Source organism: Massilia sp. GCM10023247 (genome assembly GCF_042653325.1).
GTDB lineage: Bacteria > Pseudomonadota > Gammaproteobacteria > Burkholderiales > Burkholderiaceae_D > Telluria.
Map to the genome: position 1 here is coordinate 17,094 of NZ_JBHSIB010000004.1, position 19,459 is coordinate 36,552.

A 19,459-nucleotide genomic window follows, 5' to 3' on the forward strand; every position below is an offset into this window, starting at 1 on the left:
CTTATTGATGCGAGATCAGCGACTCGAGCGGCGGCAGCTGGCGCGGCTTGCGGTCCTCGCCGGTGGCGACATAGGTCAGCGTCGCTTCGGTCACCTTGACGACGTTCGTCTGCAGGCGGTTGCGTTCCGCGTACACCTCGACATACACGGTGATCGAGGTATTGCCGACCTTGACGATGTCGGCATAGAAGGAGAGCAGGTCACCCACGAACACCGGGTTCTTGAACAGGAAGGAGTTCACGGCGATGGTGGCCACGCGGCCGTTCGCGCGGCGAGTGGCCGGCAGCGAGCCGGCAATATCGACTTGCGCCATGATCCAGCCGCCGAACACGTCTCCGTACACGTTGGCGTCATGCGGCGCCGGCATCACGCGCAGCTGCGGCATCTTTCCCTCCGGCAGGCGGTTCGTGTGGACAGGGGTGGTGTTTTCGGGGGTGGTCATCTTGAATTTCCGTGAGAAGCTACAATCGTCCCGAATTGAACCATAAATCCCGGACCCCTGCCATGCGACGCTCTTCCGCTTCCTCCCTCCCGCCACCGCCCGATGCGAAAGGCCGGCAGCGCAGCGACTGGGCCACGCTGAAGACCCTGTTCCCCTACCTGTGGGTATATAAATGGCGCGTGATCGCCGCGCTCGGCGCGCTGATCGGCGCGAAGATGGCCAACGTCGGCGTGCCGCTGGTGCTGAAGCAACTGATCGACCGGCTGGCGATCGACCCGGCGAACCCGCAGGCGCTGCTGGTGCTGCCGGTCGGCGCGCTGATCGCCTACGGCCTGCTGCGCCTGTCGACCACGGTGTTTACGGAACTGCGCGAATTCCTGTTCGCGCGCGTCACCCAGCGGGCGGTACGCACCATCGCCTTGCAAGTGTTCCGCCACCTGCACGCGCTGTCGCTGCGCTTTCACCTGAACCGCCAGACGGGCGGCATGACGCGCGACATCGAGCGCGGCACGCGCGGCGTGAATTCGCTCATCTCCTACTCGCTGTTCAACGTGCTGCCGACCCTGGTCGAAATCACGCTCGTGCTCGGCTACCTGGTCGTCAAGTACGACAAGTGGTTCTCGATCATCACGGCGGTGGCGCTGGTCACCTACATCGTGTTCACGGTGCTCGTCACCGAGTGGCGCACCCATTTCCGGCGGACCATGAACGACCTCGACTCGAAAGCCAACACCAAGGCGATCGACTCGCTGATCAACTACGAGACCGTCAAATACTTCGGCAACGAGGACTACGAGGCCAAGCGCTACGACCAGGGCCTGCAGCATTACGAGAACGCGGCCGTGCGCTCGCAGACCTCGCTGTCGGTGCTGAACACGGGCCAGTCCTTGATCATCGCCACCGCCGTCACCCTGATCCTGTGGCGCGCGACCGAAGGGGTAATTGCCGGCACCATGACGCTGGGCGACCTGGTGCTGGTGAACGCCTTCATGATCCAGCTGTACATTCCGCTCAATTTTCTAGGGGTGATCTACCGCGAGATCAAGCAGGCGCTGGCCGACATGGAGCGCCTGTTCGGCCTGCTCGACCAGAACCGCGAGGTGGCCGATACGCCGGGCGCCCAGGCGCTGGTCGCGAAGGGCGCGCGGGTCGAATTTTCGCATGTGGAATTCAGCTATGAAGCCAAGCGCCAGATCCTGTTCGATGTCGATTTCGCCATTCCGGCCGGGACCACGACGGCCGTGGTCGGGCACAGCGGCTCGGGCAAGTCGACCCTGTCGCGGCTGCTGTTCCGCTTCTACGACGTGAACCAGGGATCGATCAGCATCGACGGCCAGGACATCCGCAGCGTCACGCAAGCTTCGCTGCGCGCCGCGATCGGCATCGTGCCCCAGGATACGGTGCTGTTCAACGACAGCATCGAATACAACATCGCCTACGGACGGCCGGGCGCCAGCCGTGCCGACATTGTCGCCGCGGCGCGCGCGGCCTCGATCCATGATTTCATCGAGAGCCTGCCGGACGGCTACGGGACGATGGTCGGCGAGCGCGGGCTAAAACTGTCGGGGGGCGAGAAGCAGCGGGTGGCGATCGCGCGCACGTTATTGAAGAACCCCGCGATCCTGATTTTCGACGAGGCGACGTCGGCGCTCGATTCGAAGTCGGAGCAGGCAATCCAGGCGCAGCTGAAGGAGATCGCTCGCAATCGAACGACCCTGGTCATTGCGCACCGCCTGTCGACGATTGCCGACGCCCAGCAGATCATCGTGCTCGACCACGGGAAAATCGTCGAGCGCGGCACGCACCAGAGTTTATTGGCGGCGCGCGGCCTGTATGCGCAGATGTGGGAACGCCAGCTGGCGCGGCCGGATGAGGATGTGGCGTCGGCGCCGCTGGAGTTGCAGGGGGAATAAGGCGACTTGGCGCTGTTGATCCGCGTGGACTCGGAGTCCACCCTACGGGTTGCGAATGATCTCGCCGATGATGGTGACCGTAGGGTGGGCACTTGTGCCCACGCGGATGTAAAACACCAATAACAGGGCACGCAACAGCGCCACGTGCCCCGTATAAACCCGATCAATAGGTCGAGAACATCCGCTGAATCTCGCGCGTATTGTTCGTCCTGGTCAGCGCCAGCATCAACAGAATGCGCGCCTTCTGCGGCGACAGATTATCCCCCGCCACGAAATCGAGCTCATCGTCATTGGCTTCGCCATTCCTCGCCACGATGCCCTGGCCGACCCGGCTCGAACGCACGATGATCACACCCTGCTTGCGCGCGGCGGAGAGGGCGGGGCGCACCTTGGCCGGCAGCGAGCCATTCCCCACGCCGGCATGCACCAGCCCCTTGGCGCCGGTGGCCACCAGCGCCTCGACCGCCGCCGGCCCCACGTTCGCATACGCGTAGGCCACTTCGACTGCCGGCAGCGCCGACAGGTTCGTCACGTCGAACTCGGTCTCGACCGTGTGGCGGCGCAGCGGCGCGCGATAGAAATACGGCTTGCCGCCCTGGATGTAGCCGAGCATGCCCAGTTCCGCCGCGCGGAAGGTGTCGGTGGTGGTCGTGTTCGCCTTGGTGACGTCGCGCGCGCCGTGGATCTGGTCGTTCATCGCGACCAGCACGCCGCGCCCGACGGCCTCGGTTGAACCTGCCAGCATCACCGCGTTGTACAGGTTGATCGGGCCGTCGGCCGACAGCGCGGTGGACGGGCGCATCGACCCGACCACCACCACCGGCTTTTTGCTCTTGACGACCAGGTTCAGGAAGTAGGCCGTTTCCTCCAGCGTGTCGGTGCCGTGGGTGATCACGATGCCGTCCACGTTGCTTTGCCCCAGCAGGGTGTTGACGCGCTTGGCGAGCAGCAGCCAGTGCTCGTTGCCCATGTTTTCGCTGGCGATCTGCAACACCTGCTCGCCGCTGACCTTGGCGATTTTCGTCATCTCCGGCACCGCCGCGATCAGCGCCTGGACGCCGACCGTGGCGGCCGTGTAGCCGACCGTCGTGGTGCTGGTCGCGCCGGTGCCGGCGATGGTCCCGCCGGTGGCGAGGATGGTCACGTTCGGCAGCCGGGCGGCGCTCTCGGCCTGCGCCGTCGATGCCAGCGCGAGACAGAACAGGAACCCGAACAGCGCGGCGGCCGAACGGGTGGATCGTTGGAACAGCATGCTACTTCTCCTCTTAAAACTACCGGCGCCTTACAGCTTCTTGTAGACGACGCCGTCCTTCATCACAAACTTGACCTGCTCGAGCAGTTTCACGTCGCGCAGCGGGTCGCCGTCGACGGCGACGATGTCGGCGGCAAAGCCGGGCGCGATCATGCCCAGGCGTTGCGGCTGGTCGAGCAGGGCGGCCGCGTGCAGCGTGGCGCTGCGAATCGCCTCGAGCGGCGACATCCCCGCTTCGACCATGTAGCCGAACTCTTTCGCGTTCTCTCCGTGCGGGAACACGCCGGCGTCGGTGCCGAACGCGATTTTTACCCCCGCCTTGTGGGCGCGCGCAAACGTCGCCTGCAGTTGCGGGCCGATGGCGGCCGCCTTTGGACGCACCAGCGCCGAATAATAGCCGTCGAGCTTGGCCTTGTCGGCGACATAGCGGCCGGCCGAGATGGTTGGAACGTACCAGTGACCGGTCTTCTTGAACAAGGCCACCGTTTCGTCGTCCATCAGGGTGCCGTGCTCGATCGAGTCGACGCCGGCGCGCAGGGCGCGCTTCATGCCTTCGGCGCCGTGGGCGTGGGCGGCGACGCGGAAGCCGTAATCCTTGGCGGTGCTGACGATCGCCTTCAGTTCGTCTTCGGTGTACTGCGAATTCTGGCCGTTCGCGGCCTGGCTCAGCACGCCGCCGGTGGCGGTGATCTTGATCAGGTCCGCGCCTTCCTTGTAGCGCTGGCGCACGGCCTGGCGGCCCTGCTCGGGGCTGTCGATCACGCCTTGTTCCGGTCCCGGCGTGCCGACCTTTTCGCTCAGGAAGTGCGACAGGTTGTTGGTCGGGTCGGCATGGCCGCCGGTGGTGGCGATCGATTTGCCGGCGGTGAACATGCGCGGGCCCGGCACCGCGCCGGCCGCGATCGCGCGTTTCAGGGACACGTTCAGGCCATCGGCGGCGCCGAGGTCGCGCACCGTGGTGAAGCCGGCCAGCAGCGTGCGCTCGGCGTACTTGACCGAGCGGAAGGCCATGTCGGCCGGGTCGGCGGTGAGGCGGTCGCGGTAGGCGTCGATCGCCGGCGCGGTTTCACTGGTCAGGTGCACGTGCATGTCGATCAGGCCGGGCAGGCAGGATTTGGTCGACAGGTCGATGTGATCGGTGCCGGCGGCGGGCGGCGTCATCGGGCCGACCGAGGTTACCGTGCCGTTCTCGATCACGATGCTGACGCGCTCGCGCCAGGTGCCGCTTTTCACGTCGAGCAGGCGGCCGCAGTCGACCGTTTGAGTGGCGGCGTTGGCGCCGTTCAGGACTACCAGCAAACCTGCTGCATACAGCTGTTTCATGTGTGCTCCCCCATGCTTTTTTTATCAAAAAAAAGGCCTCCCATCGCTGGAAGGCCCGTGTGCTTGCTTGTCGACGTCAGCGCAGCGGTGACGTCGCAACGTCCTTGTGCGGTACATGCTCCTCGAGTTCGCCTTCCCACTTGGCGACGACCGCGGTGGCGATGCCGTTGCCGATCACGTTGGTGGCCGAACGGGCCATGTCCAGGAAGTGGTCGATGCCCAGCAGGAGCAGCAGGCCGGCTTCCGGAATGTTGAACTGGGAGAGCGTGGCGGCGATCACGACCAGCGAGGCGCGCGGCACGCCGGCCATGCCCTTCGAGGTCAGCATCAGCACCAGCATCATCGTGATCTGGGTCGACCACGACAGCTCGATGCCGTAGGCCTGGGCGATGAAGACGGCGGCGAAGGTGCAGTACATCATCGAGCCGTCGAGGTTGAACGAGTAGCCGACCGGCAGGACAAACGCGGCCAGGCGGTTCTTGACGCCGAATTTCTCCAGGCTTTCCAGGGTCTTCGGGAAGGCCGCTTCCGACGAGGCGCAGGTGAAGGCCAGGATGGTCGGCTCTTTCAGCAGGCCGATCAGGCGCAGCACGCGCGGCCCGAGGAAGGCCATGCCGGCCAGGATCAGCACCACCCACAGCAGGACGATGCCGAGGTAGAACTCGGCCATGAAGATGCCGTAGGTTTGCAGCACGCCGAGGCCGCTCTTGGCGATGACGCCGGCCACTGCCGCGAACACGGCGATCGGCGCGAAGTTCATCACATAGCCGGTCACCTTCAGCATCACGTGGGCGACGCCGTCGATGGCGTCGATCATCGGCGTGGCGCGCGCGCCGACGGCGGCAGCGGCCGTGCCGAAGAACAGCGAGAACACGACGATCTGCAGGATCTCGTTCTTGGCCATGCCGTCGACGATCGAGGACGGGATCAGGTGGGTGATGAATTCCTTGAGCGTCAGGCTGGTGGTGGCAATGCCCGAATCGGTGCCGATCGGCGGCGCCATGCCGGCCGCGAACATCGCATCGCCCGGACGGAACAGGTTCACCAGGACCAGGCCCAGCGCCAGCGAAATGATCGAGGCGATCACGAACCAGCCGAGCGCCTTGACGCCGATGCGGCCGACTTCCTTGGCGTCGCCCATGCGCGCGATGCCGACCACCAGGGTCGCGAAGACCAGCGGCGCGATGATCATTTTGATCAGGCGCAGGAACATCGTCGTGATCAGCGACATCTTGTCGGCAAAAGCGGCCGGGTCGGCGAAGTTGGTGTTGGCAACGTAACCCATGCCGATGCCCAGGGCGAGGCCGATCAGGATATAAGTAGTGAGGCGGTTTCGATTATTCATATGCTTCCAGTGGTCGGCCTGTGCGTCCACCGAGCGCGCCCGGACTTGTGATCCAGGCGCGCTCGACAGGGCAAATCGGGTGTTCTATGAAGAACGAGAGCTCGTTCTGAGTATCTTGGCAAGTTCCGCAGTATCCTAGGCGCTGTTAGTGCTGTCAAGCACGCTCAAGATGCTGAAACAACAAGTTAAACATGATAGAAATTGACAAGGTCAGCAAATGGTATGGCGACTTCCAGGTGCTGGCCGAATGCAGTACCCAAGTCGCGCGCGGCGACGTGGTGGTGGTGTGCGGGCCCTCCGGTTCGGGCAAATCCACGCTGATCAAAACGGTCAACGGTCTCGAGCCCGTGCAGCAGGGGACGATCCGCGTCGATGGCGTGGCGGTCACCGACCGCAAGACCGACCTGCCCAGGCTGCGCGCCAGGATCGGCATGGTATTCCAGAATTTCGAATTGTTCCCGCACCTGTCGGTGCGCGAGAACCTGACGCTGGCGCAGGTCAAGGTGCTCGGGCGCGGCAAGGCGGAGGCGATCGAGCGCGGCCTGGCCTACCTCGACCGGGTCGGCCTGCTGGCGCACCAGGACAAATTCCCCAGCCAGCTCTCCGGCGGCCAGCAGCAGCGCGTGGCGATCGCGCGGGCGCTGGCGATGGACCCGGTGGCGATGCTGTTCGACGAACCGACTTCCGCGCTCGACCCGGAGATGATCGGCGAAGTGTTGGAGGTGATGGTCAAGCTGGCGCAGGACGGCATGACCATGATGGTCGTCACCCACGAGATGGGCTTTGCGCGCAAGGTGGCCGACCGCATCGTCTTCATGGACCACGGCCGTATCGTCGAGGACACCCCGAAGGACCAGTTCTTCAGTGCCCCGCGCTCGGAGCGTGCGCGCGAGTTCCTCGCCAGGATCATCCACTGAGCAGACCGTTGTTGTAGGCTGGGCATGTCATTGAGGCCCCCGGCCTCGATGACCCCACGCGGTACGCGCTCCTCCGCGAGCCCGTACTCTGGACGGACCACAAATTCCCCATACGGGTAAAATAACGCCGTCCCGCAATCCGAGAGCCGCCATGTCCACCATCGAGACCCCGCAATCCATCACGATCACCCGTCCAGACGACTGGCACCTGCACCTGCGCGACGGCGCGGCGCTGGCCAGCGTGTTGCCGCATACCGCGCGCCAGTTCGCGCGCGCCATCGTGATGCCGAACCTGAAACCGCCGGTCACCACGGTCGCGGCGGCGGCAGCCTACCGCGACCGCATCCTGGCCGCGCTGCCGGAAGGTGCCCAGTTCGAGCCGCTGATGACGCTGTACCTGACCAACAATACCGATCCGGACGAGATCCGGCGTGCCATGGACAGCGGTTTCATCCATGCGGTCAAGCTGTACCCGGCTGGCGCCACCACCAACTCCGATGCCGGGGTGACCGACCTGCGCAACTGCTACAAGGTGCTCGAGGTGATGCAGGAAGTCGGCATGCCGCTGCTGGTGCACGGCGAAGTGACCGACAACGACATCGACCTGTTCGACCGCGAGGCCGTCTTCATCGAGCGCGTGATGCGCCCGTTGCGGCGCGACCTGCCGGCCCTCTCGATCGTCTTCGAGCACATCACCACCAAGGACGCGGCCCAGTACGTGGCCGAGGCCGAAGGGCCGATCGCCGCCACCATCACGGCGCACCACCTGCTGTACAACCGCAACGAGATCTTCCGCGGCGGCATCCGCCCGCACTATTACTGCCTGCCGGTGCTGAAGCGCGAAGAACACCGGCTGGCGCTGGTCACGGCCGCCACCAGCGGCGACGAGCGCTTCTTCCTCGGCACCGACTCCGCCCCGCACGCCATCGGCGCCAAGGAGTCCAGCTGCGGCTGCGCCGGCTGCTACACGGCCCTGCACGCGATGGAGCTGTACACCGAAGCCTTCGCCCAGGCCGGCGCGCTGGATAAACTGGAAGCGTTTGCCAGTTTTAACGGCCCGGCCTTCTACGGCCTGCCGCGCAACGAAGGCACGATCACGCTGGTGCGCGAATCGTGGAACCTGCCGGCCACCGTGCCGATGGGCGAGAACGAGCTGGTGCCGCTCAACGCCGGCGAACGCATCGACTGGAAGATGCTCTAAGTGTCGGACATGGCGCAGATTGCGCAACTCGATTGGTCGCGGCCGTGGTACGACGCGGTGCGGCCGGCGTACGAGGCCCTGGCGCTCGACGGCGAGGACTTCGCGGCCGCCTTCAACCGCAACGCCGCGCGCCTTGCCCTGCGCAACCACCGCGGCCTGCCGCTCGCCTTCGTGCCGCAGGAGTCGCTGCCCGAGGGAACGGCGTATGAGGAATTCATCAGCGCCACCGGCAACGTGCCGACACGCGACAACCTGCACGACTTCTTCAATGGCCTGGTCTGGCAAACCTTCCCCCTGATCAAGCGCGAACTCAACGCGCTGCAGGCGGCGCAGATTGCCGCCGCCGGCGGCGTCGGCAAATCGCGCGGGCCGGCGCGCGACGCCGCCACCATCTTCGACGAAAACGCCGCGCTGCTGGTGGTGCGCGCCTCGACCGAGGGACGCGCGCTGGTCGACGAATTGCGCGCGCACTGCTGGGAAGGGGCACTATTTGAAAAGCGGGCGCTGTTCGAAAAGCGCGCGCTGTGCGGGCCGCACGCCCAGCTCTGGCTGTTCGGCCACGCGCTGATGGAAAAGCTGGTCGCGCCGCGCAAGGCCATCACCGCCCACACCCGCGTCGTGTTCGTGGACGACGAGTATTTCGCGCTGGCCCCGGATGCGCAGCGCGGCTGGATCGACGCCAGCGTCGCCGCGACGCTGCGCGGCGAAGGCTTGACCAGCGCCGGCTTCACGCCGCTGCCGGTGCTCGGCGTGCCCGGCTGGTGGCCGGGCCAGGACCGCGATTTTTACCTGGACGCGACCGTGTTTCGTCCTAAACGCAATCCATGACGGCGCACATGGCCGGCCAGGTTCGCTGGGGCATCCTCGGCACGGGCAAGATTGCGCGGGCGTTTGCCGAGGCCTTGCGCGACGTGCCGGATGCGGTGCTGGCCGGCGTCGCCTCGCGCAGCCGCGACAAGGCCGACGCCTTCGCCACCGAGTTCGGCGCCACGGCAGCCTACGGCAGCTATGAAGACCTGGCGGCGGCGCCCGACATCGACCTGGTGTACGTGGCCACGCCCCATCCGCAGCATGCCGCCAACGCGCTGCTGGCCCTCGGGGCAGGGAAGGGCGCGCTGGTCGAGAAAGCCTTTACGGTGAACCGCCGCGAAGCCGAGCAGGTCGTCGCACTGGCCCGTTCCCGGGGGCTGTTCCTGATGGAGGCGATGTGGACCCGCTTCCTGCCGGCGCTGGCCGAGGTCAGGCGCATCGCCGCCTCCGGCGAGATCGGCGAGGTGAGCCAGGTCGTGGCCGACTTCGGCTTTACCGCCAACTTCGGTCCCGAGCACCGCGTGTACAACCCGGCGCTCGGCGGCGGCGCGCTGCTCGACCTCGGGATTTATCCGCTGTCGATCGCCGCCGCGCTGCTCGGCCCCGTGCGCGAGGTCAGGGCGCAGGCGCAGCTGGGCTCGACCGGAGTCGACGTGCAGACGGGTTTTATCCTGAAACATGCAGGCGGTGGCATGTCGGTGTGCAGCTGCTCCTTCCTGGCGCGCACACCGGGAGAATTGACGCTGTCGGGCACGCGCGGCCATGTACGCATGAACACGATGTTCCACCGCGCCCGCTCGGTGACGGTGGCGCTGGACGACGGCAGCACGCGCACCATCGACACGCCCTACCTCGGCAACGGCTATGTGCACGAAGTGCTCGAGGCCCAGCGCTGCTGGCGCGCCGGGCTGCTCGAAAGCCCGGGCATGCCGCACGACGAGACGCTGGCGCTGATGGGCGTGATGGACGAGATCCGGCGCCAGATCGGGCTGGTCTACGCGGCCGACCGGCCGTAGCCCCCGCGCCGCAGGTGCGGGGTATGCATGTTGACAAGGGAACCCGACAGGCGAATACTCGCTTCGCTGTTCCGCTTCCCGACCCTTCCGGAGTTTTCATGCCTATCCTGCGCACCGCCATCCTTGCCGCCTGCCTGCTGCCGCTGGCAGCCTACGCCGATCCCGTCCCTGCCGATAAAATGCACTATGTCGGCGACTGGCAGGGCAAGGACATGCGCCTGAAGCTGTCGAAAGAAGGCAAGGTCGCGTACAAGCGCGACCAGCCGGGCAAGAACATCAACCTGGACATCGAGCTCAAGGGTTTTAATGGCGACAACTTCGATGCCGGCGTCAGCGTCGTGCGTTCGACCTTTGTCGTCAGCAAGCCGCCGCATCGCGTGGGCGACAAGTGGAAGATGACGGTCGATGGCGTCGAGCTGACCCGGGTCGACTGCACCGAGCGGAGGTAGCGATGCAGCTCTCCAGCGTCACCCCTATCCTGCGCATCTTCGACGCCGCCAAGGCACGAGAGTTTTATCTGGACTTCCTCGGCTTCCGGGTCGACTGGGAGCACCGCTACGAGCCGGACCTGCCCCTTTACCTGCAGGTGGCGCGCGACGGCTGCGTGCTGCACCTGAGCGAGCACCATGGCGACTGCTGCCCCGGCGCGGCGCTGCGCATCGCCTGCGACGACATCGACGCCTATTGCGCCGAGCTGGCGGGCAAGCAGTATGGCTATGCGCGGCCGCAGGTCGAGGACACGCCCTGGGATACGCGCGAGATGACGGTGAAGGACCCGTTCGGGAACCGGCTGACGTTTACCGGTGCGATCGCTGGCTGACGGTCAGGATTGACCCGTTCAAGCGGCGTTTGATCTTTCGATACGCGGAGCGGAGTGCGCGTGTCTGTTGAACGCGTGGACGGCGAAGCCGTCCACCCTACCTCACACCTTCAGGAACTCTTCCCGCCCGCCGAGCCAGCGCGCCAGGTGCGCATCGACAATCGCAATGCTCTGCTCGGTCTCGCGCTCGAGCAAACTGGCGGCGACGTCGCGCGCGTGCTCCACCAGCCACTGGTCGGTCTCCAGGTCGGCAAAGCGCAGCATCGCCTGTCCCGACTGGCGCGCGCCCAAGAATTCGCCCGGACCGCGGATTTCCAGGTCGCGCCGCGCGATCTCGAAACCGTCGGTCGTTTCGCGCATCGTCATCAGGCGCTGCTTGGCTACCTGGCCCAGCGGGCTTTGATACAGCAGCAGGCAGACGCTCGCCGCCGAGCCGCGCCCGACGCGTCCGCGCAGCTGGTGCAGCTGCGACAAGCCGAACCGCTCGGCGTGCTCGATCACCATCAGCGAGGCGTTCGGCACGTCGACGCCGACTTCGATGACGGTGGTCGCCACCAGCACGTGCACCTGGCCGTTCGAGAACGCATCCATCACTTCCTGTTTCTCGGCCGGCTTCATGCGCCCGTGCACCAGCCCGACCTGCAAATCGGGCAGCGCCTCGGCCAGGGTCTCGTAGGTTTCGGTCGCCGTCTGCAGCTGCAGGGCCTCCGACTCCTCGATCAGCGGACAGACCCAGTACACCTGCCGGCCCTCGAGCGCGGCCGCGTGCACGCGTTCGATGACCTCGTCCCTGCGGTTCTGGTCGATCGCGCGGGTGACGATCGGGCTGCGCCCCGGCGGCAGCTCGTCGATCACCGACACTTCCAGGTCGGCGTAATACGTCATGGCCAGGGTGCGCGGGATCGGCGTGGCCGACATCATCAATTGGTGCGGCACCAGGCCGTCGCTGCCCTTGTTGCGCAGGGTGAGGCGCTGGCCGACGCCGAAACGGTGCTGCTCGTCGACGATCACCAGGCCCAGTTTCGCGAACTGCACCGTGTCCTGGATCAGCGCGTGGGTGCCGATCACGAGGCGCGCCTCGCCCGATTCGACCATCTCGACGGCGGCCGTCTTGTCCTTCTTCTTGAGGCTGCCCGTGAGCCAGGCGACTTTCACGCCGAGCGGCTCCATCCAGGCGGCGATCTTGCGGAAATGCTGTTCTGCCAGGATCTCGGTCGGCGCCATCAGCGCGGCCTGGTAGCCGCTGTCGATGGCCTGGGCGGCAGCCAGCGCCGCGACCACCGTCTTGCCGCTGCCGACGTCGCCCTGCAGCAGGCGCTGCATCGGGTAGCCCTCGCGCAGGTCGGCGCGGATCTCCTGCACCACGCGCGCCTGGGCGCCCGTCAGGGTGAAGGGCAGGGCGCGCAAAAAACCTTCCGACAGGTCGCCGATGGCGCGCAAATGGGGCGCGCCCTTGTCGCGGCGGGCGCGCTGGGCCCGCTTCAGCGACAGCTGCTGCGCCAGCAGCTCGTCGAACTTGACGCGCGTCCAGGCCGGGTGCGACTTGTCCATCAACGCGTATTCGTCGACGTCGACCGGCGGGTTGTGCAGCAGCTTCACGGCGGGCTCGAAGTCGACCAGGCCGAAGTGGCGGCGCACGCCGGGCGGCACGGTGTCGACCCAGCTCACGCGGCGCATCGCTTCGGCGATCGCGCGGCGCAGGATCGGCTGCGACAAGCCCTCGCCGGACGGATACACCGGCGTGAGCGAGGTCGGCAGCGGCGCGTGCTCGTTGACCACCTTATAGGCCGGGTGCACCATCTCGGCCCCGAAGAAGCCGTGCTTGATTTCGGTGCGGGCGCGCACGCGCACCCCTTCGGCCAGCTGCTTGACCTGGCTGCCGTAGAAATGCATGAAGCGCAGCAGCAGCTCGCCGCTGTCGTCGGCAATCGTCACCAGCAACTGGCGCCGCGGTTTCAGGCTGATCTCGTTTTTGGTGACGACGCCCTCGACCTGCGACACGTGGCCGCCGCGCAGGCAGGCCTCGCGGATCGACACGATCTTCGTTTCGTCCTCGTAGCGCATCGGCAGGTGCAGGACCAGGTCCATGTCGCTGTGCAGGCCGAGCTTGGCGAGCCGGGATTGTGTCGTTTTCGGGGCGGGAGGAGTCTTTGGGGCAGGCATATCGCGGCATTCCGGCGCGGGGTAACGTAAAATAGAGGGTTCGCCGCACATACTTGGGGCCATATTGTAAGGCTGCCAGCACCCATTTTCCCAGAATTGAACAGAATGTACTCGCTTTCCGATTTCGATTTCGACCTGCCGCCCGAGCGCATCGCGCAATTGCCCCTGCCGGACCGCAGCGCCTCGCGCCTGCTGCAGCTCAACGGCGAGCAGATCCTTGATCGCCATTTCGCCGACATCGTCGACGAGCTCGCGCCGGGCGACCTGCTGGTGATGAACAACACGCGCGTCCTGAAGGCCCGCTTCTTCGGCGTCAAGGCCTCCGGCGGCCAGGTCGAGGTGCTGGTCGAGCGCGTGCTGGACAACCGCACGGTGCTGGCGCAGGTGCGCGCCTCGAAGTCGCCGAAGCCCGGCAACCGCATTCGCCTGGCCGATGCCTTCGAGGTCACCACCGGCGAGCGCGCCGGCGAATTCTTTACCTTGCATTTCGAGGGCGACGTGTTCGAGCTGATCGAGGCCCACGGCCGCCTGCCGCTGCCGCCCTACATCGAGCACAGCGCCGACGAATTCGACGAGCAGCGCTACCAGACGGTGTACTCGAAGGAGCCGGGCGCGGTCGCCGCGCCGACCGCCGGGCTGCATTTCGATCAGCCGCTGCTCGACAAACTCAAGGCGAAGGGCGTCAACTTCGCCTACGTCACGCTGCACGTGGGCGCCGGCACCTTCCAGCCGGTGCGGGTCGAGGATCTCTCGCAGCACAACATGCACACCGAGTGGTACACCATCGGCCAGGACACGGTGGACGCGGTGCGCGCCGCGAAAGCGGCCGGGCGCGACGTCATCGCGGTCGGCACGACCTCCTTGCGCGCGCTCGAATCGGCCTCGCAATCGGGCGAGCTGGTCGCCGGCAGCGCCGACACGGCCCTGTTCATCACGCCCGGCTACACCTTCAAGACCGTGACGCGCCTGATCACGAATTTCCACCTGCCGAAGTCGACCTTGCTGATGCTGGTGTCGGCCTTTGCCGGCTATGCCGAGATCCGCAAGGCTTATCAGCACGCGATCGCCAACGAATACCGTTTCTTCAGCTACGGCGACGCCATGCTGCTGACCACCGGGTCTCGCTAACACCTACGCTAATCAACCGATGCTCGAATTTACCCTCCTTAAAAAAGACACCAGCGGCCTGTCGCACGCGCGCCGCGGCCGATTGACCCTGAACCACGGCACCATCGAGACGCCGATCTTCATGCCGGTCGGGACCTACGGTTCCGTCAAGGCGATGGACCCGGTCGAGCTGAAGGAAGTCGGCTCGCAGATCATCCTGGGTAACACCTTCCACCTGTGGCTCCGCCCGGGCGTCGAGGTGTTCAACAAGTTCGGCGGCCTGCACCAGTTCATGGGCTGGGACAAGCCGATCCTGACCGACTCGGGCGGCTTCCAGGTGTTTTCGCTGGGCGCGATGCGCAAGATTACCGAAGAGGGCGTGACCTTCGCCTCGCCGATCGACGGTTCCCGCAAGTTCCTGTCGCCGGAAGTGTCGATGCAGATCCAGCGCGCGCTCAATTCGGACGTGGTGATGCAGTTCGACGAATGCACGCCGTACGAAATCGATGGAAGGGCAGCGACGAGTGAGGAGGCGGCGAAGTCGATGCGCATGTCGCTGCGCTGGGCCCAGCGCTCGATGAACGAGTTCAACCGCGGAGAGAACCCGAACGCGCTGTTCGGCATCGTCCAGGGCGGCATGTACGAGCACCTGCGCGACGAGTCCTTGGCCGGGCTGGAAGAGATCGACTTCCCGGGCCTGGCCATCGGCGGCCTGTCGGTCGGCGAGCCGAAGGAAGACATGAAGCGCATCCTGGCCCACGTCGGCCCGCGCCTGCCGGAAAACAAGCCGCACTACCTGATGGGCGTGGGCACGCCGGAAGACCTGGTCGAGGGCGTGGCCAACGGCGTCGACATGTTCGACTGCGTGATGCCGACCCGCAATGCCCGCAACGGCTGGCTGTTCACGCGCTTCGGCGACGTCAAGATCAAGAACGCGCGCTACAAGGAAGACACGGCGCCGCTCGACGAATCCTGCACCTGCTACTGCTGCAAGAATTTTTCGCGCGCCTACCTGCACCACCTGCATCGCTCGAACGAGATCCTCGGTGCGCGCCTGAACACGATCCACAACCTGCACTATTACCTGAACCTGATGCAGGAAATACGCGACGCGATCGATGCCGACGGTTTCAACGCGTTCCGGGTGCAGTTCGCCGCCGACCGCACGCGCGGCGTCTGAGGCTGTTTTCCGTAGGGTGGACTCCGTAGGGTGGACTCCCGAGTCCACGCGTCATGCCAGCGTCCCAGCGCGGTGGACTCGGGAGCCTGCGCGGCCCGGCCACACCCTACGATTCTTGCCTCTCCGGCCTGATTTCCCACTTGCAATTTCTGAAACGCATTCCATATACCGCGGAATGGCCGCTGGCAGTTCGCCGGTGCTAGAATACAGCGCTAATTTTTTATCTCACAATCGGAGTCCTTGTGTTCATTTCCAACGCTTACGCGCAAACCACCACCGCCGCCGATCCTGGCCTGATGGGCAGTCTGACGACCTTCGCCCCGCTGATCATCATGTTCGTGGTCATGTATTTCCTCATGATCCGTCCCCAGCAGAAGCGCCAGAAGGAAATGAAGGCAATGATGGAGGCGCTGGCCAAGGGCGACGAAGTCGTCACCGCCGGCGGTATCCTGGGCCGTGTCGTGAAAGTGGTCGATGCTTATGTCACGCTGGAAGTGGCGACCGGTACCGAGATGGTCGTGCAGAAGAACGCTGTGACGACGCTGCTGCCGAAGGGCACGCTCAAGTCCCTGTAAGCTCGCGCTGCGGCCGTAACAAGCCGCGCGCCGCTCAACATTGAACGCTGGAACACTATGAATCGCTATCCCGTCTGGAAATACATACTGATCGCTGTCGCGCTCCTGCTGGGCGCGCTGTACACGGCGCCCAACTACTTCGGCGAATCGCCGGCCTTGCAGGTCACTACCGGCAAAACGACGGTCAAGATCACGAGCGATACCGCGACGCAAGTCGAGGAGGTTCTCAAACGCGAAGGTGTTCCAGCAAACCAGGTGACCCTGGACGGCGCGGGTAACTCGACGGCCGTGCGCGCCCGTTTCAACACCACCGACGCCCAGTTCAAGGGCAAGCTCGTGCTCGAGCGCCAGCTCAACCGTAACCAGGCCGACCCCGACTACATCGTCACCGTCAACCTGGTCAAGAATACCCCTGCCTGGATGCAAAAACTGCGCGCGCTGCCGATGAACCTCGGCCTCGACCTGCGCGGCGGCGTCCACTTCCTGCTGCAAGTCGATTCCCGCGCCGTGCTGGAAACGAAGATGAAGGGCATGCAGGCCAGCGTACGCAGCATCCTGCGCGACAAGAACATCCGCCACACCGGCATCGAACGCAACGGCAACACCGTGGAAATCAGCTTCCGCGATGCCGAAACCCGCGCCGCCGCCCGCCAGACGCTCTCGAGCCAGGTGCAAGACCTGGCCCTGGCCGACGCCGCCGACGGCACCGAACTGAAACTGCTGGCAACCCTGAAGCCGGAAGCGCTCAAGCGCACGGTGGAAGAGGGCGTCAACCAGAACATCACGACCCTGTCCAAGCGTATCAACGAACTCGGCGTGACCGAGCCGGTCATCCAGCGCCAGGGCGCCGACCGCATCGTCGTGCAATTGCCGGGCGTGCAGGACGTGGCCCGTGCGAAAGACATCATCGGCCGTACCGCCACCCTGGAATTCCGCATGGTCGATCCGACCATCACCCCGGGCACCGAACTGTCGGCCGCCATTCCGCTGAACTCGGAACTGATGACCGAAGGCCGCGGCGCCCCGGTCGTGGTCTCGAAAGACATCATCCTGACCGGCGACTACATCTCGAGCGCCGTCGCCACCTTCGACCAGAACCAGCAGCCGGCCGTCTCGCTCGACCTGAACGGCGACGGCGGCCGCAAGATGCGCCTGGCCACCCGCGAAAACGTCGGCAAGCGCCTGGCGGTGCTGCTCAAGGAAAAGGGCAAGTACACGGTGCCGACCGCCCCGACCATCAACCAGGAACTCGGTTCGACCTTCCAGATCACCGGCATCGGCTCCATCGAAGACGCGAATGAGCTGGCCCTGCTGCTGCGCTCGGGCGCGCTGTCGGCGCCGATGGAATTCATCGAGGAACGCGTGGTCGGCCCGCAGCTGGGCGCCGAGAACATCAGCCGCGGCCTGCATTCGACGCTGTGGGGCTTCGTCGCCATCGTCATCTTCATGGTGCTGTACTACCACATGTTCGGTTTCTTCAGCGCGCTCGCGCTGGCGGCCAACGTGATGTTCCTGCTCGCATTGCTGTCGATGCTGCAGGCAACCCTGACCCTGCCTGGCATCGCCGCAATTGCGCTGGCGCTCGGTATGGCGATCGACGCGAACGTGCTGATCAACGAGCGCATCCGCGAGGAACTGCGTGCGGGGGCGACGCCGCAACAGGCGATCACGCTCGGCTTCAGCCATGCCTGGGACACGATTTTCGACTCGAACGTGACCACCCTGATCGTCGGCCTCGCGCTGCTGATCTTCGGCTCGGGCGCGGTGCGCGGTTTTGCGGTCGTGCACACGCTCGGCATCCTGACCTCGGTGTTCTCGGCGGTGTTCGTCTCGCGCGGCCTGGTCAACCTGTGGTACGGCCGCCGCGGCAAGAAACTCACGAAGCTGTCGGTGGGCACGGTCTGGACGCCAGGCCTGCCAGCTGAAAAGAAATAACGACTAGGAAATCGTCATGGAATTTTTCAAAATCAAACGGGACATCCCGTTCATGCGTCACGCGTTGATCTTCAACGTGATCTCGATCGTGACCTTCCTGGCCGCCGTGTTCTTCCTGGTGACCAAGCCCCTGAATTTCTCGGTCGAGTTCACAGGCGGCACCGTGATGGAGCTGCGCTATCCGCACGCGGCCGACCAGGAAAAGATCCGCAGCGCCCTGCGCGGCATCGGCCATGAGGCCCCGGAAGTGGCCAGCTTCGGCACCGCCCAGGACATCATGCTGCGCCTGCCGCCGGTGAAGACCGCCGCCGGCGCCACCGTCTCGTCCGAAGCCTTCGCTGCCATCTGCGCATCGGAAGGCGGCGCGCCGAAGCAGATCTCGGTGCTTGAAAAGGGCCAGCAAGTGGCGCGCACCACCTGCGCCAACCCGGCCGGCGCCGAGCTGGTGACCTTGCAGCGCGTCGACTTCGTCGGCCCGCAGGTCGGCGACGAACTGGCGCATGACGGCCTGAACGCGCTGATCATGGTCGTGATCGGTGTCGTGGTCTACCTGGCGATCCGTTTCGAATGGAAATTCGCCGTCGCCGCGATCCTGGCCAACCTGCACGACGTCGTCATCATTCTCGGCTTCTTCGCCTTCTTCCAGTGGGAATTCTCGCTGACGGTGCTGGCGGCGATCCTGGCCGTGCTCGGCTACTCGGTCAACGAATCGGTCGTCGTCTTCGACCGGATCCGCGAAACCTTCCGCAAGCAGCGCAAGATGAGCGTCGTCGAAGTCATCAACCACGGCATTACCGGCACCATTTCGCGCACGATCATCACCCACGCGTCGACCCAGATGATGGTGCTGTCGATGCTGTTCTTCGGCGGCCCGTCGCTGCATTATTTTGCGATGGCCCTGACGATCGGTATCTGCTTCGGTATCTATTCGTCGGTGTTCGTGGCCGCGGCGCTGGCGATGTGGTTCGGCGTCAAGCGCGAAGACCTGATCAAGCCGGTCAAGGAAAAGGACGAGACCGACGGCGCCGTCGTCTGAATCGCCCAGCGGCGCGCCCTCATGCGCGCTGCATAAAAAACGCCGCCCCGGCCTTGGCCCGGGCGGCGTTTTTCATTCCGCGCCACGATTTTTACAGCGATTTGCACGAAATGTGACATTTGCCGGGCTTGTGTGAGTTCACGCACAGAGCAGCCCGCTTACGGAACCTTATAGTGGAACTGTCTCTTTCAGGACATCCCTAGTTTTGGACTTCACCCGCTCCCATTGGAGCGGGTTTTTTTTTGCCGCTGGGTGTGAATAAGCAGGTGGTCCATTTCCTTCAGAACCAAAGGGATTAGGTCGCACTTTACCGCATCGCGGCAAGGAATTGGACGGCCTAAGCTGACCGGCGGCCGGGCTTGCGACTTTTCGTTGCGCTACTGACTAAGGTTTGTGTCCAGCGGGCAGTGCAGTTCGGTCACGT

General features: G+C 65.1%; 17 protein-coding genes. 12 read left to right on the top strand and 5 right to left on the bottom strand.

Annotated elements, in window-relative coordinates; translation table 11 throughout:
- Position 1: 1 nt before the first annotated feature.
- Positions 2-442: an acyl-CoA thioesterase gene (locus ACFPAH_RS01030; protein WP_379739296.1), complete on the bottom strand. Its 441-nt coding sequence runs from the start codon at positions 440-442 to the stop codon at positions 2-4.
- Positions 443-504: 62 nt separating this feature from the next.
- On the opposite strand from ACFPAH_RS01030, the gene ACFPAH_RS01035 reads away from it, so the two are divergent.
- The gene (locus tag ACFPAH_RS01035) at positions 505-2,355 is read left to right on the top strand and encodes an ABCB family ABC transporter ATP-binding protein/permease (RefSeq protein ID WP_379739299.1); all 1,851 of its coding nucleotides are present in this window, start codon (positions 505-507) and stop codon (positions 2,353-2,355) included.
- Between the two features lie 163 nt (positions 2,356-2,518).
- Here the strand turns inward: ACFPAH_RS01035 and ACFPAH_RS01040 are convergent, their stop codons facing one another.
- From ACFPAH_RS01040 to ACFPAH_RS01050, 3 genes are all read right to left on the bottom strand, one after another.
- Positions 2,519-3,607 carry a type II asparaginase gene (locus tag ACFPAH_RS01040; RefSeq protein WP_379739302.1) on the bottom strand — a complete coding sequence of 363 codons (1,089 nt, stop codon included), beginning with the start codon at positions 3,605-3,607 and terminating at the stop codon, positions 2,519-2,521.
- Between the two features lie 30 nt (positions 3,608-3,637).
- Entirely contained in the window at positions 3,638-4,930 is a 1,293-nt protein-coding gene (locus ACFPAH_RS01045) for a metal-dependent hydrolase family protein (protein WP_379739305.1), read from the bottom strand.
- 76 nt (positions 4,931-5,006) lie between these two features.
- Positions 5,007-6,275, bottom strand: a complete 1,269-nt coding sequence (locus tag ACFPAH_RS01050) for a dicarboxylate/amino acid:cation symporter (RefSeq protein WP_379739308.1) — start codon at positions 6,273-6,275, stop codon at positions 5,007-5,009.
- A 191-nt stretch (positions 6,276-6,466) separates the two neighbouring features.
- Between ACFPAH_RS01050 and ACFPAH_RS01055 the strand changes: the two genes are divergently transcribed.
- From ACFPAH_RS01055 to ACFPAH_RS01080, 6 genes are all read left to right on the top strand, one after another.
- Positions 6,467-7,192, top strand: a complete 726-nt coding sequence (locus ACFPAH_RS01055) for an amino acid ABC transporter ATP-binding protein (protein WP_379739311.1) — start codon at positions 6,467-6,469, stop codon at positions 7,190-7,192.
- Positions 7,193-7,343: 151 nt separating this feature from the next.
- Positions 7,344-8,393 (top strand): dihydroorotase, encoded by a 1,050-nt coding sequence (gene pyrC / locus ACFPAH_RS01060; protein WP_379739313.1) that lies wholly within the window; start codon positions 7,344-7,346, stop codon positions 8,391-8,393.
- Between the two features lie 9 nt (positions 8,394-8,402).
- Positions 8,403-9,221: a DUF3025 domain-containing protein gene (locus ACFPAH_RS01065; protein ID WP_379739316.1), complete on the top strand. Its 819-nt coding sequence runs from the start codon at positions 8,403-8,405 to the stop codon at positions 9,219-9,221.
- Positions 9,222-9,229: 8 nt separating this feature from the next.
- Positions 9,230-10,219, top strand: coding sequence for a Gfo/Idh/MocA family protein (locus ACFPAH_RS01070; protein WP_379739318.1), 990 nt, complete (start codon positions 9,230-9,232; stop codon positions 10,217-10,219).
- Between the two features lie 98 nt (positions 10,220-10,317).
- Positions 10,318-10,668, top strand: coding sequence for a hypothetical protein (locus tag ACFPAH_RS01075; RefSeq protein WP_379739320.1), 351 nt, complete (start codon positions 10,318-10,320; stop codon positions 10,666-10,668).
- 2 nt (positions 10,669-10,670) lie between these two features.
- Positions 10,671-11,039: a glyoxalase superfamily protein gene (locus ACFPAH_RS01080; RefSeq protein WP_379739323.1), complete on the top strand. Its 369-nt coding sequence runs from the start codon at positions 10,671-10,673 to the stop codon at positions 11,037-11,039.
- 102 nt (positions 11,040-11,141) lie between these two features.
- Here ACFPAH_RS01080 and recG read toward each other — a convergent pair whose 3' ends face one another.
- Positions 11,142-13,202: an ATP-dependent DNA helicase RecG gene (recG, locus tag ACFPAH_RS01085; RefSeq protein ID WP_379739326.1), complete on the bottom strand. Its 2,061-nt coding sequence runs from the start codon at positions 13,200-13,202 to the stop codon at positions 11,142-11,144.
- Between the two features lie 105 nt (positions 13,203-13,307).
- On the opposite strand from recG, the gene queA reads away from it, so the two are divergent.
- From queA to secF, 5 genes are all read left to right on the top strand, one after another.
- The gene (gene queA / locus ACFPAH_RS01090; RefSeq protein ID WP_379739328.1) at positions 13,308-14,330 is read left to right on the top strand and encodes a tRNA preQ1(34) S-adenosylmethionine ribosyltransferase-isomerase QueA; all 1,023 of its coding nucleotides are present in this window, start codon (positions 13,308-13,310) and stop codon (positions 14,328-14,330) included.
- Positions 14,331-14,349: 19 nt separating this feature from the next.
- Positions 14,350-15,489, top strand: coding sequence for a tRNA guanosine(34) transglycosylase Tgt (tgt, locus tag ACFPAH_RS01095; RefSeq protein WP_379739331.1), 1,140 nt, complete (start codon positions 14,350-14,352; stop codon positions 15,487-15,489).
- A gap of 242 nt (positions 15,490-15,731) precedes the next feature.
- Entirely contained in the window at positions 15,732-16,064 is a 333-nt protein-coding gene (gene yajC, locus ACFPAH_RS01100) for a preprotein translocase subunit YajC (protein WP_379739333.1), read from the top strand.
- Positions 16,065-16,121: 57 nt separating this feature from the next.
- Positions 16,122-17,999, top strand: a complete 1,878-nt coding sequence (gene secD / locus ACFPAH_RS01105; protein WP_379739336.1) for a protein translocase subunit SecD — start codon at positions 16,122-16,124, stop codon at positions 17,997-17,999.
- A 16-nt stretch (positions 18,000-18,015) separates the two neighbouring features.
- Positions 18,016-19,035: a protein translocase subunit SecF gene (gene secF / locus ACFPAH_RS01110; protein WP_379739338.1), complete on the top strand. Its 1,020-nt coding sequence runs from the start codon at positions 18,016-18,018 to the stop codon at positions 19,033-19,035.
- Positions 19,036-19,459 lie beyond the last annotated feature (424 nt).

Coding starts and splice junctions, on each gene's coding strand:
- ACFPAH_RS01065 (WP_379739316.1), top strand. CDS start 8,403: ATGGCGCAGATTGCGCAACTCGATTGGTCGCGGCCGTGGTACGACGCG.
- recG (WP_379739326.1), bottom strand. CDS start 13,202: ATGCCTGCCCCAAAGACTCCTCCCGCCCCGAAAACGACACAATCCCGG.
- ACFPAH_RS01035 (WP_379739299.1), top strand. CDS start 505: ATGCGACGCTCTTCCGCTTCCTCCCTCCCGCCACCGCCCGATGCGAAA.
- ACFPAH_RS01055 (WP_379739311.1), top strand. CDS start 6,467: ATGATAGAAATTGACAAGGTCAGCAAATGGTATGGCGACTTCCAGGTG.
- ACFPAH_RS01045 (WP_379739305.1), bottom strand. CDS start 4,930: ATGAAACAGCTGTATGCAGCAGGTTTGCTGGTAGTCCTGAACGGCGCC.
- queA (WP_379739328.1), top strand. CDS start 13,308: ATGTACTCGCTTTCCGATTTCGATTTCGACCTGCCGCCCGAGCGCATC.
- ACFPAH_RS01070 (WP_379739318.1), top strand. CDS start 9,230: ATGGCCGGCCAGGTTCGCTGGGGCATCCTCGGCACGGGCAAGATTGCG.
- ACFPAH_RS01030 (WP_379739296.1), bottom strand. CDS start 442: ATGACCACCCCCGAAAACACCACCCCTGTCCACACGAACCGCCTGCCG.
- ACFPAH_RS01040 (WP_379739302.1), bottom strand. CDS start 3,607: ATGCTGTTCCAACGATCCACCCGTTCGGCCGCCGCGCTGTTCGGGTTC.
- secF (WP_379739338.1), top strand. CDS start 18,016: ATGGAATTTTTCAAAATCAAACGGGACATCCCGTTCATGCGTCACGCG.
- ACFPAH_RS01080 (WP_379739323.1), top strand. CDS start 10,671: ATGCAGCTCTCCAGCGTCACCCCTATCCTGCGCATCTTCGACGCCGCC.
- pyrC (WP_379739313.1), top strand. CDS start 7,344: ATGTCCACCATCGAGACCCCGCAATCCATCACGATCACCCGTCCAGAC.
- tgt (WP_379739331.1), top strand. CDS start 14,350: ATGCTCGAATTTACCCTCCTTAAAAAAGACACCAGCGGCCTGTCGCAC.
- ACFPAH_RS01075 (WP_379739320.1), top strand. CDS start 10,318: ATGCCTATCCTGCGCACCGCCATCCTTGCCGCCTGCCTGCTGCCGCTG.
- secD (WP_379739336.1), top strand. CDS start 16,122: ATGAATCGCTATCCCGTCTGGAAATACATACTGATCGCTGTCGCGCTC.
- ACFPAH_RS01050 (WP_379739308.1), bottom strand. CDS start 6,275: ATGAATAATCGAAACCGCCTCACTACTTATATCCTGATCGGCCTCGCC.